At 45.8% G+C, this 17811-nt stretch carries 15 protein-coding genes; 4 read left to right on the forward strand and 11 right to left on the reverse strand.

Features of this window, described 5'->3' with window-relative positions; genetic code table 11:
• Window positions 1-17: 17 nt before the first annotated feature.
• Window positions 18-677: a type C chloramphenicol O-acetyltransferase gene (gene catC / locus R7F64_RS00560; protein ID WP_025516497.1), complete on the reverse strand. Its 660-nt coding sequence runs from the start codon at window positions 675-677 to the stop codon at window positions 18-20.
• An 88-nt stretch (window positions 678-765) separates the two neighbouring features.
• On the opposite strand from catC, the gene R7F64_RS00565 reads away from it, so the two are divergent.
• Window positions 766-1677, forward strand: coding sequence for a LysR family transcriptional regulator (locus R7F64_RS00565; RefSeq protein WP_318071361.1), 912 nt, complete (start codon window positions 766-768; stop codon window positions 1675-1677).
• A 37-nt stretch (window positions 1678-1714) separates the two neighbouring features.
• Window positions 1715-2380, forward strand: coding sequence for a peptidase E (locus tag R7F64_RS00570; RefSeq protein WP_318071362.1), 666 nt, complete (start codon window positions 1715-1717; stop codon window positions 2378-2380).
• An 89-nt stretch (window positions 2381-2469) separates the two neighbouring features.
• Here the strand turns inward: R7F64_RS00570 and R7F64_RS00575 are convergent, their stop codons facing one another.
• The 3 genes from R7F64_RS00575 to murQ form a co-directional block, all read right to left on the reverse strand.
• A complete protein-coding gene (locus R7F64_RS00575; protein WP_318071363.1) occupies window positions 2470-3525 on the reverse strand; it encodes a porin in 1056 nt (351 codons plus the stop codon).
• Window positions 3526-3673: 148 nt separating this feature from the next.
• A complete protein-coding gene (gene murP, locus R7F64_RS00580) occupies window positions 3674-5092 on the reverse strand; it encodes a PTS N-acetylmuramic acid transporter subunit IIBC (RefSeq protein ID WP_318071457.1) in 1419 nt (472 codons plus the stop codon).
• 77 nt (window positions 5093-5169) lie between these two features.
• Window positions 5170-6072, reverse strand: coding sequence for an N-acetylmuramic acid 6-phosphate etherase (gene murQ / locus R7F64_RS00585; RefSeq protein WP_017635657.1), 903 nt, complete (start codon window positions 6070-6072; stop codon window positions 5170-5172).
• Between the two features lie 242 nt (window positions 6073-6314).
• Here murQ and R7F64_RS00590 point away from each other — a divergent pair, with 242 nt between their 5' ends.
• Entirely contained in the window at window positions 6315-7166 is an 852-nt protein-coding gene (locus R7F64_RS00590; RefSeq protein ID WP_005383578.1) for an SIS domain-containing protein, read from the forward strand.
• Between the two features lie 19 nt (window positions 7167-7185).
• On the opposite strand, the gene mpaA is transcribed toward R7F64_RS00590, so the two are convergent.
• Complete coding sequence (gene mpaA / locus R7F64_RS00595) at window positions 7186-7896, reverse strand: murein tripeptide amidase MpaA (RefSeq protein ID WP_176311376.1); 711 nt, start codon at window positions 7894-7896, stop codon at window positions 7186-7188.
• Window positions 7897-8037: 141 nt separating this feature from the next.
• Here mpaA and R7F64_RS00600 point away from each other — a divergent pair, with 141 nt between their 5' ends.
• The gene (locus R7F64_RS00600) at window positions 8038-9663 is read left to right on the forward strand and encodes an ABC transporter substrate-binding protein (protein ID WP_318071364.1); all 1626 of its coding nucleotides are present in this window, start codon (window positions 8038-8040) and stop codon (window positions 9661-9663) included.
• Between the two features lie 62 nt (window positions 9664-9725).
• On the opposite strand, the gene R7F64_RS00605 is transcribed toward R7F64_RS00600, so the two are convergent.
• The 6 genes from R7F64_RS00605 to R7F64_RS00630 all read right to left on the reverse strand — a co-directional run bounded on the left by R7F64_RS00605 (window position 9726) and on the right by R7F64_RS00630 (window position 17771).
• Window positions 9726-10310 (reverse strand): flavodoxin family protein, encoded by a 585-nt coding sequence (locus R7F64_RS00605; protein ID WP_017821885.1) that lies wholly within the window; start codon window positions 10308-10310, stop codon window positions 9726-9728.
• A 136-nt stretch (window positions 10311-10446) separates the two neighbouring features.
• The gene (locus R7F64_RS00610) at window positions 10447-11040 is read right to left on the reverse strand and encodes a mechanosensitive ion channel family protein (RefSeq protein WP_318071365.1); all 594 of its coding nucleotides are present in this window, start codon (window positions 11038-11040) and stop codon (window positions 10447-10449) included.
• A gap of 492 nt (window positions 11041-11532) precedes the next feature.
• Window positions 11533-13647: a type I secretion system permease/ATPase gene (locus R7F64_RS00615; RefSeq protein WP_005374556.1), complete on the reverse strand. Its 2115-nt coding sequence runs from the start codon at window positions 13645-13647 to the stop codon at window positions 11533-11535.
• Between the two features lie 15 nt (window positions 13648-13662).
• On the reverse strand, window positions 13663-15576 hold the full coding sequence (locus R7F64_RS00620) for an EAL domain-containing protein (protein WP_005383568.1): 1914 nt from the start codon (window positions 15574-15576) through the stop codon (window positions 13663-13665).
• A 5-nt stretch (window positions 15577-15581) separates the two neighbouring features.
• Window positions 15582-16265, reverse strand: coding sequence for a transglutaminase-like cysteine peptidase (locus tag R7F64_RS00625; protein WP_005374561.1), 684 nt, complete (start codon window positions 16263-16265; stop codon window positions 15582-15584).
• A 114-nt stretch (window positions 16266-16379) separates the two neighbouring features.
• Entirely contained in the window at window positions 16380-17771 is a 1392-nt protein-coding gene (locus R7F64_RS00630) for an HlyD family type I secretion periplasmic adaptor subunit (RefSeq protein ID WP_005374562.1), read from the reverse strand.
• Window positions 17772-17811 lie beyond the last annotated feature (40 nt).

A 17811-nucleotide genomic window follows, 5' to 3' on the forward strand; every position in this document is an offset into this window, starting at 1 on the left:
TGTGGGCTTTTGTTTATCTACAAATCGACAATGTGCTCTTGATAGTAGTCCGCAAGCGCACCGACTTGGCTGCTACACATTACTTTCATTGCTTGTTTAATGTGTTCTATTGGCCAGTTCCACCATTGGATATTGAGTAGAGTTTCAATCTCTTTATCGCTGAATCGTTGACGTACGACTTGGTTGTTTCCAACCACCACCGAATAAGGTTGCACGTCTTTCGTCACTACGGTGCGTGCTCCGATGACGGCTCCATCGCCGATGTTTACTCCGGGCATGATCATCGCCTCGCTGCCAATCCAAACATCGTTCCCCACCACCGTGTCTCCGGCACGCTCGAAACCGTCTTGCACGCCTTCTCCAAATTCTTCAGGAGAGAAGGGGAAGGTCGAAATCCAGTCAATGCGATGACCTTGGTTTCCTGCCATCATGAAGGTGGCTCCAGAAGCGATGGAACAAAACTTGCCAATGATTAATTTGTCGATGCTATCGGGTTCTCTACTTTGCCATTCTTGAAGTGTGACGGGGTCACCCAACAAGTAGCGTACTGCTTGCTCTTCGAAGCTTTTTTGATGATAGAAGCCCGAGTAATAGCTGTAATCGCCAACGATGATATTGGGATTAGTGATGTGATCTTTAATGACTTGACCTTTTAACCACGTGTCGAAAACACTCATAACTCATCCTTTCAAATTTAGGTTGTACAGAGTTTAGAGGCTTTCTATTATTTCCAGTAGTTTGATTTTAGAGATTCAGAATTACTGTATGGAAATAAAATGGCTCAGCTACGTACCACTTTACGTCGCTTTGTGCGAGGAGCGAAGTATTGCTGGCGCAGCAAAGCGCCTGAATTGTTCGAATGCGCATGTAAGTCGGCAACTTAAACAGCTTGAAGACATATTGTCGGTGCAGCTTATTCAGCGAACTACGCGCCAGTTTAATTTGACCTACGATGGTTTGCGGTTTTATCAGCAGGTAAAGCAACTGCTCGAAGGCGCTGAGCAGATCAATGAGCAAGTCATGGCAAACGAGATCGTATCGGGAAAATTGAGAATAGCGGCGTCTGCTTCTTTCGGAGCCGCGTTACTCAGCCAAACATTGATCGAGTTTCGATTGCAACATCCACAAGTGAGCGTCGAAGTGATCTTCACAGAGACACCTCTCGACTTGATTGAGGCTGGGTTTGATATCGCATTCTACTTTACCGATACTCCTCCAGAGGGATACGTCGGCCATCAGCTACGCACTTTACACTGTAAACCGATCGCTCATCGCTCGTATTTAGCTGATAAACCAAATGTAAGTACGCCAGAGGAGCTTGGTGACTTAGAGCACATCCTTTATATAAGTCGCGACTTGGTGTTAGATAAGTGGACGTTTAGGCATAAGCAAACTCAACAGCAGTGCAGCATTGAGTTAGAAAGTATGCTGAGTTTTAATCTTGTCCAGTCCATGTTGGATGCTACTTTGGCTGGCTGTGGTGTAGCCATGTTAGATGAATTTGCATTGGCTAAACTCGACCCTGCACAAAAAGAACAACTCGTGAGTTTGCTGCCAGAATGGCAAACGGATGCGATTTTGCCGCTTTATCTGCTTTACCCAAAACGTGAGCACTTACCAAGAAGAACGCGAGCGTTCATTGATCACTTTAGGAACATATATTCTGTCGGCGAATAGCGACAACAAACTTAGCAACAATTGAGGAAGCAAAGGAATGCGAAAACACTGTATTGCGATTGGCGGTGGGGGCTGGATGATGGGAGAGAATCCGAGCCCGCTCGATCAATACATTTTGTCTTTGTCTGGTAAGGAGAATCCAAACATTTGTTTTATACCTACAGCCACGGGAGATGCCGATGAAGTGATTGAACGTTTTTACGATGCGAAGCTTAGTGAAAACGTGACCCATTTTCCGCTGTTTAAGTTTGAAGCTGGTTGGAAAGAAACGCTATTTGAACAAGACATCATTTACGTAGGTGGCGGTAATACGCGTTCGATGTTGGCCATTTGGCGCGAATGGGGAATCGATAGAATACTCAAGCAGTGTTATGAACAAGGCATCATCATTTGTGGCATGAGCGCAGGTGCAATTTGTTGGTTTGAGTTTGCGGTGACAGACAGTGATCCCGAAGCATACCAAGTTATGCGTTGTCTTGCATTTATTGACGGTTTGGCTGCGGCGCATTTTTCTCATGTAGGTGAGAAGTTCGAGGTTTTCCAAGCCTTTGCTCGTTCTCAACCGAGCATCACTTGTTATGGCATTCACGATTATGCGGCATTGCACTTTGTTGATGGAAAATTGTTAGCTACTGTCACCAGCCTCCCTGATGCAGGCGTGTTGGTTAAAACAGGTAACGAAGAAAACATATTGCGAGGGTGAGCTTCTTCAAATCAGCATTAAAGGCAATAACTACTGACCGGACATAGAAGAAGCTCATGGATTCAGCTAACTTACATTAAGTATCGTGCTTACAGCTCGTAACGGAGACCTAAGTGGTAGTAGCTTTCGTCTGCGTGTGCACCGCCAAACGAGACTTCTTGTCCATTGCTGTAGCCACGTGAGCCGTTACGATCAACGTAGTTTGTGTAGATAGAAGAACGAGGCGTCAGTTTGTATTGCACTTCTAGCGTTGTATCTTTCAGCTCTAGCTCGTCACCATCACTATTTTCTAAAGAACGATAACCAGCACGCAGTGCCCATTTGTCATTTACACTGTAAACCGCCGTTAGTTCCATCACTTTGTCGGTACTGGTTTGTGAGTAATAGCCCTCTAGTTCATCTTCCGAGTACAACGCACCCAACATTAAATCACCTAGGTAGTAACGCGTACCTGCGCCCCAGAATGTGTAATCGGTGTCGTTGCTTTCACGTGCATCACCTTTATTCTTCTGCATCGCTATCACTGGTGCCAAGGTACCCAAATTCCCCATGTCTAGCGTATAACGCAGTGCAGCGTTGTAACCGTAGTCGAGCTCAGAAGTGTTGTTTCCTAAAATGTACGCGACAGAAAAATCGACATTACCTAGGCTGTTTTGGTATTGCAGCGTGCCATCTTGACGAAAAACTTGCGTTGCGGTTTTGTCGACTTTATTCGCTTGGCGCGCCATAGAAACATCGGAAGAGGCGAACACATCACCAATGTCGGTAAACATAATCAACCCAGATGCCACGCGACCACCAGTAATGCGACCATAATCTTTCGCATCAATACCCGCCCATACATAACGTGCGGTCAGAGACGGTTTGTCGTTTACTTGGTTTGCGTATTCAGCGGCACCCACTTGGTATTGCGCTTGGCCGATGATCGACGCGTACTCGTTGATGGTTTGTGAACCGTTTAAACCAATACGGCCATCAAACTCGCCATTTGCATCGCCATGCTCATCATTTTTACTGGTGACATTGAAACCAAGACGAGAGTAAATATTTAAAACTGACCCATCTTCCGCTTGATACAGCTCCGCTGCCATTGCGTTTGATGCCATCAATGTAGGGAGAAGTAGAGTCAAAATGTGCTTTTTCATGATTAACGACCTTTCATTTCTATTGTTTTAGGTACGACAAAGCCCCTTCCGAGTAACGGAATAAGAAAAATTGTCGTGAAGTAGAGAGAGGGTGCGCCCTTGTTTGCCAAGGGCGCGAGCTAGTCCATTCCTATAGGGGAAGAATGATTTAGCTTAAATCGACGTCTTTGCAGCCAAAGAAGTAAGTCGCGAGGAAGCCGACGATGTAAGAGATAAGCAGGCCAGCAACAAACACCATCATGCCCGGGAAGATGCCATTTTCTGATGTCATGAGAGGAATTGCCACGATACCGGACGGGCCAAACACCGTATTAAGACCAACTGGTAAGCCAAGGTAAGAAACTAAACCGATAAAGAAGCCGCCCGCAGCACCACCAATACAAGCTGTAACGAATGGTTTTACGCGTGGTAATGTCACGCCGTAAATCAATGGTTCGCCAATGCCTAGAAGACCCGGAATAATAGCGCCTTTAACTTGAGTGCGCAGTAGAGCGTCTTTTTTGGCTTTGAAATACAGCGCCATTGACGCGCCAACCTGACCGCCACCAGCCATCGCCAGGATAGGGAATAGCGAGTTAAAGCCCTGTGTTTCCATCAATGCGAAGTACACGGGAACAAAACCCTGGTGGATGCCAAATACCACAGAAATTAAGAACAAACCTGCCAAGATTGCAGCGCCTAATGGGTTATCGTTCAAGTTGAGGAACAACCAAGACATCCCTTTAAACAGCTCGCCGCCGATTGGCATGATGATCAAGAAGGTTACCGCGCCCATGATCAACAGAGTGATAACGGACGTTAAGATCATGTCCAGATCATCTGGCATGTATTGACGAACTTTACGCTCGACTTGCGCACCGATGATCGCCGCCAAAAGTACGCCGATAATGTTGCCGCGCGGATCAATCGCAAAGCCGAAAAATTCGTTCATGCCAGAGTAAATGCCGGATGTAGCCTCTGGGTTGTAACCCAGTACAAACAAAGAGGCGAGAATGGCACCATTAACACCTGAGCCGCCAAACGCTTGCTGCGCGTTGTAACCAATCAGAATACTTAAGAAAGCAAACAGACCCTTACCAAAGACTTTCATGTAGGCGATCAAATCCAACATAAATTGGCTTGGTGTCTGGTCGAGAACAAACATCTGTTCCAATAACGTCGCAAAACCTAGCAACAAACCAGCGGCAATAAAGCCAGGGATCAACGGCGTAAAGATGGTAGCAAACTTGCTTAAAAAACGCTGAACCGCACTGGTTTGTTTGCTCTTCATCTGTTTTTTCTGCTCGGCCGCGACGGCAGAAAGATCTTGTTGAGGCATATCTGCTTCTTCACTGTCACCAGAGGTTAAGCTGTCGATCAGTTGATTCATCATCTCAGCCGCTTGTTGAGCTTTTCCGGGACCGAGAATAATCTGAAACTGCTCATCGCTTTCCACCACACCCATTACGCCGGGAATTTGCTTGATAACTGACTGATCAGCCAAGCCATTGTTGGCGAGCGATAAACGCAAACGCGTCATACAGTTACCACATTTGCTTACGTTGCTGCTGCCACCCACTGCGGACAGCAACTGCGGACAGCAACTGCGATACTGTGTTTGAAGTTATTTTTGCCATAGGGTCTATCCTTCAGAACTCGGATTATTTAGTTATTATTTAGTGCTGCGCGAATAAAACCGTTGTGCGCGGCGAGGCGTGATTTGGCTTGTTCGGCATCCAAATCGGCCAAAATCATTAAGATGGCGGTTTTGCAGTGGCGACCGCAGGCATTTAATGCTCGCTCTGCTTCTTCTTTTGATGCGTCGGTTGCTTCCACAACAATGTTGGTTTGGCGTTGTATGAGCTTGGCGTTAGTGGCTTCTACATCCACCATTAAGTTGCCAAATACCTTACCGCTACGAATCATTGCGCCTGTCGTGAGCATGTTTAGCACCAGTTTTTGTGCGGTGCCGGCTTTCATGCGAGAAGATCCAGTGACAACCTCTGCGCCAACTATCGGCAGAATCGCGATGTCGGCCGCTTCTGCCATGGCACATTCTGGATTACAGGCGATAGATGCGGTCGTGGCTCCGATGGATTTAGCGTAGTCCAAACCACCTAGTACATAAGGTGTACGGCCACTCGCTGCAATGCCTACAACCACGTCATGCTTGGTGAGGTGAAGTGCTTTTAAGTCGTCTTGACCCATTTTCGCGTTGTCTTCTGCGTTTTCTACCGCTTTTAAAATTGCTTGATGTCCACCAGCAATTAAGCCAATCACCATATCTGGATGCGTGCCGTAGGTAGGAGGACACTCGCTTGCATCAAGAATGCCTAAGCGACCTGACGTACCAGCTCCCATGTAAATTAAACGGCCACCATTTGCAAAAGCTTGGGTAATTGCGTCAACTGTCTCTGCAATTTGTGGTAGCACCGCTTTTACCGCGAGCGGGACTTTTTGATCCTCTTCATTAATGACTTGCAGCATCTCGATTGTCGAAAGCGTATCGATCTCGGCACTGGCTGGGTTACGGCTTTCTGTCACCAATCTGCTTAAATCAATTTTCATGTTTTGCACTCTTTGTAATGTTCAATCTGAGGGCGATTTTATGGAATAAAATATTCAGGTTTGGTGATAAAAATCACACTTGAGGTTATTCTTTATGCAGGAGAAATTTGGAATAATGAGAGAAAATATACGTCTATTACATCCGGGATTAACTGTCTTGGTTAGAATAATCAGGGGGTTAAATCAAACGCCTATTATTTCTGTTTTGGAATAATTTATTTAAAATTTTTGAGGTTTTTGTTGTGTCAGTTATCAATAGGATAGTAGCGAGGCGTACTCAGCTTTCGCAAAGCGGTCGTTTGGTTGGCGATTGGATTGTTGAAAACGCAGAAAAGGCGGCGCTGCTCACCAGCCAAGAACTTGCGGCGCAAGTAAAAGTGAGTCAATCGAGCATTGTGAAATTTACTCAGCGTATCGGCTTTAAAGGTTACAGCGAGTTTAAGTTAGCTCTGAATGAAGAGATTGGCCGTAAGCATGCGATGCAGTCGACACCGCTGCACAGTGATATTTTGGCTGACGACCCCATTGCGGTTATTTCACAGAAACTGGTGAAAGCGAAAACCGACGCTATGTTTCAAACCACCAATACGCTGTCTTACGAAGCGTGTCACCAAGCGGTGAAATGGTTGAGTGAAGCGCGTCGAGTGCAAGTGGTCGGGATTGGGGGCTCTGCACTGACCGCGAAGGATTTAAGCTTTAAACTGCTTAAACTTGGTATTACGGCGCTTTCTGAACAAGACAGCCACGTGCAGATTGCTGTTGCCCGCACGCTCTCTCCAGAAGATGTTCAGATCGCAATCTCGTTTTCGGGTGAGCGCAAAGAAATTCTCGTCGCGGCAGAAGCGGCAAAAGAGCAGGGCGCGAAGGTGATTGCGTTATCTGCGCCTGGAAGAAGTCGCTTGCGCGGTATTGCCGATATTACGTTTGATACGATTGCCAATGAAACGGAACATCGCAGCTCATCCATTGCTTCGCGTACCGCGCAAAACGTGATCACCGATTTGCTGTTTATCATCTTGGTTCAACAAAGAGACGACAGTGCCCGTCAGTTGATCAGCGATATCAGTACCGACATCAAACAGATCCTCACATGATCGCTTAACCAACAGCGGACTAAAGATCCGGATCGTGCCTCAGCAAAGCAATAAAAGCAGAGAGATGTTTTTCAATGGTGAGATCGGCAGAAATCGCGGGTAATTCCAACGTGATGCAAGGTAAATCACGTTCACTACACCAAGTGCCGAATGAGCCGGGTGTTTCGTAGTCGACATCGTCAACGATTGGCAGTTGGAACTGCTCGCCGAGCCATTTGGCAAGGTCGGAATGTTTGGGATCATCCACAAACGCAAGCGGTTCATGAAATGACACCACAAACTTTGGCCTACGTAGTTCAATCAAGTTAATTAATGCGCCAACTTCTGGCTCTAGCTGGTTTTTAGAGCCTGTTTTCACCTTTACGTCTCGAACGGGTGTGTGAGAGCTCCATCGATACACTGTGCCATGCTCAGTCCAATTTTGGGTTGGAAACGCGCGATTGAGATCCACTTGGTTTGCATTTGCGCGTGTGCCTAGTTGGTTGCCGTCAGGATTCATTGACAGAATCACATCATGTCGTAAGTTTTCAGCAGGCAAGCTTCTTAGCGCGCAGGACAAACCTGCAATCGAGGCCGTCTCGTCCCCGTGAGTGCCTGCCAAAATCAAACCTCGCGAAGCACTTTCGACTTGAGCCGGAAAATACAGTAATGGCGCACCAAGCACGGATTGACCGTATGATGTTGGCCGAATTAAAAATGCCGCTCTTTCCGTTCTTGGAATTAGACTCACCGTAATCTCCTGATTGATGAAGTAGTATCAATATCTAAGCTAATTACACCTAGCTAAACTGAACCGTTTAAACTCGTCAACGGTTGAAATGTTAATTGTGGCACTTGCTTCACAAGACGCGTTAGGAGAACGAAAAACGATATGGATTTTAAAAAACATTCAACGGCGTTGCTGATTTCCTCTTTATTCACCCCTTTTCTTGCTACATCAGTTGCTGCGGAGACCTTACCTAAAGGCATTCAACTTGCCGCAGAACAGCATTTAGTACGTGCGAATGACGCAGAGGCGGCGACGCTTGACCCAGCGAAAGCCGAAGGTCTGCCAGAAATGCATGTGATTCGTGACTTATTTGAAGGGCTTGTGATTCAAGATCGTGACGGATACATTATTCCCGGTGTGGCAGAATCATGGGAAACCAACGACAACCAAACCTTTACTTTTCACTTGCGCAAAGACGCGAAATGGTCGAATGGCGAGCCTGTGACAGCGGATGATTTTGTCTATTCACTGCGCCGAGCGGTAGATCCGAAAACCGCTTCTCCAAATGTTTGGTATCTCAAACTCACCAAGATCAAAAACATCGCCGATGTAGCAGAGGGCAAAAAGCCTTTGGACGATCTCGGTATCAAGGCAGTGGATAAATACACCCTACGTTTTGAGTTGGACAGTCAAGTGCCGTACTTTGTTGCCATGACTGGGCACACGTCCATGATGCCAGTGCATCAAGCGACAGTGGAAAACCGCGACAAGCCGTGGAGCGATCCAGACCAATTTGTTAGCAACGGTGCATTCACATTGGATAAGTGGGTCGTGAATGAGCGCATTGAACTGGTTAAGAGTCCAAGTTACTGGGACAGCGCAGATACGCATCTAAACAGAGTGACTTACATTCCGTTTGAAAACCAAAACGCGTCTATCAATCGCTATGCGGCAGGAGAGCTGGATATCACGTCAGATGTGCCGACTCATATGGCGCAGAAGCTTAAACAAAATTACAAGCAGGCTTACACGGTGGTGCCATTATTGTGTACGTATTACTACGCGTTCAATACCACTCGTCCGCCATTTGATGATGTGCGAGTGCGTCAAGCGGTGTCGTACTCCATCATGCGCGATGTGATTACGAATGGTGTCACGCAAGTGGGCAACCTTCCTGCTTATACTTTTGCGCATCAGTACACCGCAGGGTTTGATGCGACGCCGCCTGAATACAGTAAGTGGAGTCAGCAACAACGTGACGAGAAAGCGCGTCAGTTGTTAAAAGAAGCGGGTTACAGCCAAGACAAGCCGCTCGATTTTAAATTGCTGTACAACACCAGTGAGGCAAACAAATCGATCGCGGTTGCGATAGCGTCGATGCTACAAAAAAATCTCGGTGCACACGTGGAGTTAGAAAACCAAGAGTGGAAGTCATACTTAGTGGCGCGTAAACAAGGCAATTTCGATGTGATGCGCGCTTCCTGGTGTGGTGATTACAATGAAGCGTCTACTTTCCTGAGCTTACTTCGCTCAGGTTCTTCGGGTAACTTTGCACGTTACAGCAATGAAGCGTACGACAACGCGATGAACAGTGCATTGGCCGCAACCGATGAGAAAGCGCGCCAAGGTTTCTATGATCAAGCCGAGCAATTGTTGGCGACAGATATGCCCATCACGCCAATCTATTATTACATGCAAGCGCGTTTGGTTCGTCCTACGGTTGGCGGTTTTGCCAAGAACAACGTAGAAGGTCGTATCTACTCGAAAGACCTCTACATCAAGAAGTAGCGCTCAAAACAAGCGATAAACAGAAGCCCCGAAGATGTATCTTACGGGGCTTCTTTTTATTGTTAGCGAGTGGATAGCTTATTCACGAGCATAGCGACTCGTTTGCCAAGATACTCCGCCGTTGCAACATCAGAAGCATGCAACTGACCACCTTCACCACCTTGTGCAACAATACCACCTTGTACACCATAACGATTCAGGTTTTGCTCCCCAGAATTGCTGATCTTATCCAACCCGACCCACATCATGCCGTGTTGGTTAGCGAGCGTTTGTAGATATTGTAATGTGCAAGATTGGTCGCCATTCATTGCCCCACCACTGGTAAAGCCAGCCGCGATTTTGCTCGCCCATTTTTGGTAATACCAAGATTCACTGCTTGCATCTGCAAATGCTTTAAACTGCGCTGCTACACCGCCCATATAGGTCGGTGAGCCAAAGATAATCGCATCACACTCAGCAAGTTCATCCATTAGTTTAGGGTTCACAAAACGTCCCTCAATAATCTCACTGCCTTCAATTCGGTGAGAGAGGATTTCACATTCATCTTGCTGCTTAATGCCTTGTTGTTCAACGCCTGCGGCAATCGCGCGAGCAAGTTGACCAGTAACGTCGGTTTTAGAGAAATAAATAATCGCAATTTTGGACACAATGGTTCCTTTTTTCATTGTTGATTTTTAATCGTGCGACTAAGGCTAAAACCTCAAGCCAAGTTGAGGTCAACACTAAAACTTAAAAAGAAGTGCATTAAAAAAGCCGATGTAGATACATCGGCTTTTTAGTGGGTTATTTCTTTCTGCGAGTATAAATCCGAGATTTTGCTTTACTTGGCTCTGGCTTGTTTTTTGCCAGCTTTAGCACTGCTTTTTGCAAAATCTGGTTGTTTGGGTAAGTGATCAAGTTACCGTTGTCGTGCTTAATTAACACGTGAAACATGCTGATTTCTTGAATCTCACCGCAGATGTCTTCATCTTTGTCTACGACTTTAATTCGGTCACCCACTCGGTATGGGAAGACAAAAAAGATCAAAAAGCTGGCAGTGATGTTGCTCAGAATTGACCACTGCGCAATAAACGCCACACCTAATACGGCAAAAATGGACGATAGGAACAAAGACACATCGCCATAGCCAATACCTGTGATAATGGCAAAAATAGAGGCGGTCAAAAATAGCAGCGCGACATTGAAACAGCGCTGAATAAAACTCAAACGAGCCTTTTTTACACCTTTCGTTGTTGCCAAATTTAGGATGGCTCTATTTACAATCCTCTTCAGCATGCGATACGCGATCAGGACAAAAATGCCCATCAATAGTTTGTAACCGAGGGAGCCCGTAGTGAAATACTGGCTCACTTGCTCTAATTGGATCCAATCATTCATTTCTTCATCTCGACGATATCTAGAAAGCGGCTTTTATAGCTGATTTTTTGCTGTAAGTAATCACAATTTTTCTTTACACCATTTGTCTCTGTGTTGAGGTACCACAGAGTACTATATTGGTTAATCAAAGACTTAGTGAGCATTGCGAACTCTTTGGCTTCATTACTTATATTCAACCAAAGCTGACGTGATTTTGAAGAGAGCAATCTTTGAGCTGTATCCCATATCCGACATTCTATGACGCTAGTTCCTTATAAACGAGCTGAATATGACTTTTGTCCTGATAACCTAAGGTGTATTAATTGAAATAGCTTTTAGGGCGTTGAAAAATGGAAGAAGATGAAAAGGCGATTATGATTTTATTCGTGATTGTTGGCCTTGTACTCGTTTGGGTCGCGCTTGAAGAACTTAATTATCTCGGGCTCCCAATAAAATAAGCCCCGTTAAACACAAGTTAAACGGGGCCTTTGCTTTTATCAATGTGAATTCAGGCTAGCTAACCGCACGCACTTTGCCTTGTTTCAAATCGTTCAGCACTTGCGCTTTAGGGCCATCTGCGATGATGCTGCCTTTCTCCATCACAATTACGCGATCAACGATGTCGAGCATAGACGTTTTGTGCGTAATCAGAATCAGCGTTTCACTAGGTTTCAACTGTGCTAATTGATGTTTAATGTGCATCTCTGAGCGATTATCCATCGCACTGGTTGGTTCATCCATGAGTAGAACAGGAGGACGACCCAAAAATGCACGAGCGATCGTGACTGCTTGACGTTGACCCCCCGAAAGCATTGCACCACCTTCACCAACTTGGCGTTCTAAGCCCGCTGGGTCAGATTGCGTAAACGCAGTAACACCGGCACGATTCGCTGCGTCTAGTACGTCACGGTCATCGGTTAATGGGCGACCTAGCGTAATGTTGTCGCGGATAGAACCAAAGAACAGATTCGAATCTTGCGGCACACAACCAATATTACGGCGAATGTCGACATGATGCAGCTGTGCGATGTCGGTATCATCAATGCGAACATGACCTTCCGTCGGCTGATACAAGCCCATGATGAGACGCTCTAACGTGGTTTTACCCGAACCGATACGGCCTATGATCGCTACTTTTTCGCCTGGGTTAATGGTCAAGCTCAAATCTCGAATCGACGCCACCGGTGAATCTGGGTAGTGGAAGGTCACGCGTTCAAGTTCAATTTTGCCTTGTACTATTGGACGGTGAATGTAACGTTTACCTTCTTCTTGTTCATCCGGCATTTCCATGACTTGATTGATAATTGTCATAGAAGACTTCGCTTGGTTGTAGCGCGTAGAGAGTAAGGATAACTGAACCAAAGGACCAATCGCGCGGCCGCTAAGCATGGTTGCGGCAATCAAACCACCCATGGTTAAGTCGCCCTCTGCAATCAAGTAAACGCCTAGGATGATCATCCCTACGTTACTACTTTGCTGCACAAAACCTGCTGCGTTTTGAATGCTATCCGTAATTCGGCGGCTTTTTATATTCCAGTTCGCCATGTGTGCAACTGCCTCTTCCCAGCGGTATTGGAATTGGCTTTGCGCACTGAGCATTTTTACGGTTTCTAACCCAGCCAGGCTCTCTATCAAATTGGCATATTTTTGCGATGCTAGGCGTGAACCCTCCTCAATGGAGCGGCGCAGCGGCCCTTGTATCAGTAGCGAATGAATAATCAAAATGACCACGCCCACCATTGGAACATACACAAGATCGCCAGCCATTAGCCATATAATCACTAAGAATAAAATGGCAAAAGGCAAATCAATGAGAGCACTGACGGTCGCTGAAGTAAAAAACTCTCGAATAGATTCGAATTCTTGTAAATGGCGAGCGAAGGCACCGACCGAAGGCGGCTTCGATTCCATTCTAATCCCCATCACTTTGCTGAACAGTTTGGATGAAATCAGAATGTCAGACTTCTTGCCCGCCACATCAATGAAGTAATTTCTCAGCGACTTGAGAATGAAGTCGAACAGGAACACGACAAAGATGCCACTTGCTAGTACCCATAGGGTTTCAAACGCAAGATTCGGAACCACTTTGTCGTACACCAAGCGAGTGAATAGCGGAGCGGCAACCGCAAAGAGGTTGATGAGAAGTGATGCGATTAAAACATCGCGGTAGATGCGTTTTGACTGCCACAAGGTTGACCAGAACCAGTGGCCTTCGTTGGTTTTGAGCACTTCGGGAGAGCGCTCATCGAAACGGAATTGCTTTTTAACTAAAAAGTACCGACCAGTGTATTGCTCAAGTAGGTCTTCTAATGGAATAGAGATCGGCACCATTCCACTTTCTAGGGTGGTGACTTCGGCCTCGCGTTTCTCCATATTGATGCTGTTGAGAACGCAAGAGTCACCGCCTTTAAGAACTAAGATTGCCGGCAGAATTAGGCTGGAGATGCTCTCCAGCTCTGCGCGGTTTTCCTTGGCAACCAATCCGGCCCTTTCCGCTGCTCTTGGTAGCAAAAATGGGGTCAGTTTACCGTCAGATAGCGGTAGTCCGTTGACTAGCGCTTCTGGCGAGTTAGCTAACCCATAGTAACGGCTAACGTAGATGAGCGAATTCAGTAAAGGGTCTTTCATCGTTGATAAACCTTTTTATTCCTTGTCGACGATGAATCCTTGGAATACCTCAACAAAATGTTCAGTGAGGAAATCCAACTGGATTTGAGTTTCGATACGCGATGCGATAGTCGTAATACCAAGGTTGTGGGCAGTACGAGAGATCGACGTTAGCGTGAATTTCTGTTTTTCGTCGTGCAAGTTGTGTGTGAATAGGTAATCGAGCTTCACATAGTTCGGACGGAACTCTTGGATGTATTCCAAAGATTGGAAGTTACGTCCGTAGTTATCTACGCCGAACTCAGCACCTGATTGGCGAATGGCATTACATAACAGTGCTGTGTGGTGAGGCTGATCGATAAAGCATTCCTCTGGAATTTCAAAGTGTAGCTTAGAGGCCACTTTGGCATGTTTTTCCAGCATGCTAGTTGTCCAGCGAATAAACGATGGTTGAGACAAGCTGCTTTGCGCGATGTTAATCGCGACTGGGTCATTAAGTTCACCACTTTCTAGCATCTTAATCATTGATTCAATGACATACTGGTCAAAGATGTTGGTGGCGTCTAACTGTTCTAGTGCGAATAGGTATTGATTCGCACGATACGTTTCACCATCTTTTTCGATGCTTGAAAATACTTCGTTGTGGAATACTTTACCCCATGTGTTTTTCGCAGCTTGGAAACGGAATTTAACCCAATCACTATGAATGGCTTCTTCAACCAACGCTTTCCATTGCTGTTTACCCATCAAACTAGAAGGTGTATCACTGCCAATGAAGCCGTATGGCTTGTCTGGTTGCGCTTTGGCTTTCGATAGTGCGTTGTCCACCATCGAGAGGATTTCAGAGCGCGTTTTCTGATCTTTGCTGTGTGCAACCCCTAGTGACGCTTTAGGTTTTGCTAAGCCTGTTGGGTCAGTATTTAGGCCGTTCACACAATTGACGATGCTGTCCGATAAAATGCGTAACTCGCTCTCATCCATATGAGGGAAAAGCAAGCCGAACTCATCACTAGACAAGCGAGCAATAGTGGCACCCGGTACATCAATGGTGTTTTTCAAACGTTGAGACAGTTCTTTAACGTGGGCATCTGCGCGTTGGTAATCTTTGGTCTCGTAAATGTCGCCAATGTATTCAGCATGGAGTAGCGCGATACCCCCTTGCGTTTGCTCTGCAAGCCATTGGTCGATTTGGTTGATGTAGAATGAGCGGTTACCCAATTTAGATATAGGATCGAGGTAAGCCTGAGCACGCAGACGTTGAGCCTCTTTGGCTTGCTCTTTGAATGATAGCTCGATTTGAGCAGACATCATATTAATGCCATCTACCACCGCGATAAGATCTTTGGTTCTTGGACGAGCAAGCGGTTCACCAAATTGGTTATTCGCGATTTCATGCATTTTATTCACGATGGCCGTTAACGGCTTTAGCGAGCGACGTAGGATGTATGAAATTGCCACTAAACCAGCCAGAAAAATGACACTGAATACAGACAGCAAGCCAATAAAACCTTGCCAGAGCTGCTCGTAAGCTGCGCCTGGGTGGCTAATGATTTCTACTTCGGCGAGCTGCATCCAACCACTGGTCACAACACGCTTATCGTGAATCGCTTTAAATAGATTCATGTCGATAAACCATTGTGGCACCGTACTTGGTTTAACTGGGTAGGTACGCACGATCTGGTAGTCAGAATCTAATGCTGTAAGACGAACAACGGAGTAGGTGCTGCCGTCAAACAGAGCATTAATCACGGACTCAACCGCTACTTTATCTTTGTCCTTTAGGTAAGGAGCCAGTGCCAAACCTACGGTGTTAATAGTGTTGTTGACCTCTGAACGTTGCTGTTGCTCCAAGCTGTCTCGAGTCGTGTTGAATTGGATTACGAATACTGATGCCAACAAGAGTATAAAGACCGTAACCATCCCCACCACAAGCTTCTTATATAGGGTCATGTTTCTCACTCGTCATAGTTAATTTTAGGTTTATTTAACTGCAACTTACGTTCGCGCGAGCGTAAGTCATTCCAAAGGCTCAACCGTGATGCTTTCCCTGCCAGCTCTCCAGTGCTAGCAGATGACTTCATCAACCACAGGTTTGTACCATTAAAACTGTATATCGGTAGCAAGTCGCTACGCTTAGAGGCTCGGACAATGTCAGGATTGATATTATCGAGAATGAGCGGCTCAGAACTTGGGGTAGGGTAGTAAGCTAATACCATGTGAAACTGATTCAGTTCGATGGCTTTTACGTATATTAACCGCATCTTTGAATCTGGTATTCCTAGCTCGAGTAAAGAGAAGTACTTAGCAATAGTGAAATCTTCACAGTCTCCTGCGTTACTCCCTAAAAATTCGAGTGGCGTAGCCCAATAATCTGTCTTTCCCCACAGTTTTATGTCGTCAACGAAATACAGCTGATTAAAAAAGTCGTTAACGCCAGCGAGCTGTTCATGAGTCTCTAATTGTTTAAATAAGTCGAGGTTCTTTCGCCATGTATTTACGCGCAATCCCGCACGTTCGCCGTACACCGCTGTGACCGTATTGACCCATCGTTGTTCTTTACTGTTCAGCGCACCAAGTTGGAACGACAAACAACTTAAGCTGATTAATAATGTAACTTTACGCTGCAAATTGGATCGCATATTCGACTCGTATCACAAGTATACTCTTCTAGAGAGTTCGTCAGTGAGAAATAAGTGCTTTTTATTTAATTACTTATCGCTCAATACTCCCTATCGCGAGTATCTTAATGTGGTTTACTCCTTCAAGGCGTTCGTTTTGGCACTTAAAATCGGTTTAAGTAGATATTCCAAAACGGTTCGCTTCCCTGTGATGATATCGACCGATGCTGTCATTCCTGGAATGATTGGTAAATCTGCATCTTGACCAAAGTTTGTTTTTTCGGTGCGTACACGAACAATGTAGAAGCTGTTGCCTTCTTCATCTTGAGTGGTATCCGCGCTGATATGTTCCAACTCTCCCTCTAAACCGCCGTACTTTGTGAAGTCGTAAGCTGTAAATTTCACGATAGCATGAAGATCTGGGCGTAAAAATGCGATGTCTTTTGGCGCAATTTTCGCCTCTACCAATAGTGTGTCTTCTGTTGGTACGATCTCGACGATATCCATACCAGGTTGGATAACACCACCGACAGTATTGATGTTCAGTGTTTTGATTTTGCCTGTTACTGGCGAATTCACAACCGTTCGGTTTACTCTATCTTCCAAGCCCACCGCTGATTCAACCAAGGCAGATAACTGGTCTTGGGCGCTGTTGAGTTTCTCTTGCTGTTCAGAGCGGAATTTGAGTGCAACATCAATACGGTTGAGCATGGATTCTCGAATCGCTGATTGCAATACGGGAATCTTGAGCTCACTGGACGTCATTTCACGACGGGTATCGTTGACTTGGCGCTGTAATTTGAGCAGTTCAATACGAGGAACAACGCCCTCGTCTGCCAAAGGTTTGGTGATATCGAGTTCTTTTTTCGCGTATTGGTAGCTTTGACGCAAGTTCCTTACTCGTGCTTGGATCTCTACCAAGTCCTGCTGCTTTTGCTGCACTTGTTGGTCAATAACAGAAAGTTGGTTGCGTAAATTATCTAGATCTTCGCGATATTCTGCTTTTTGACGCTGTGTGAGTTGAGGTCGAGTCTCTTCCAAGGTTGGTGGGAAGGTCAGTTTACCGTAATCAAGTAGTACACTTTGACGCCAGTTTTCCGTTTCAAAATCACGATTAACGGCAACACTGTTAATAGAAGCGGATAGTTGCAGCACAGATGCGGTAAGGTTGGCAACTTGTTGCTCACGTTCACGAAAATCCGAGCGAAAGCGGGTGTCGTCGATAAGCAGTAACTGTTGGCCTTTTTCAACCAACTGACCTTCTTTGACCAAGATTTCTTTGACTAAGCCACCTTCTAAGTTTTGGACTACTTGTATCTGTGAGGAGGGAATCACTTTGCCTTGACCAACCGTGACTTTGTCGATTTCAGCCCAAGATGCCCAACCTATTGCTGCAATGAAAAATAGCACCATAACCCAGAGCATAAAACGCGCGCTGTTGGGGGTATTGAGGAGCAATGCTGCAGTTTTGTCATCAACAAAATCCAACTCTTCATCGTTGAGTTTGTTGTAGTTATCTCGGCTCATCACAGTCCCTGCTTATATAATTACGGATTATCTTTTTGAT

The sequence above is a fragment of the Vibrio sp. Vb1980 genome (assembly GCF_033338615.1).
GTDB classification, from domain to species: domain Bacteria; phylum Pseudomonadota; class Gammaproteobacteria; order Enterobacterales; family Vibrionaceae; genus Vibrio; species Vibrio alginolyticus.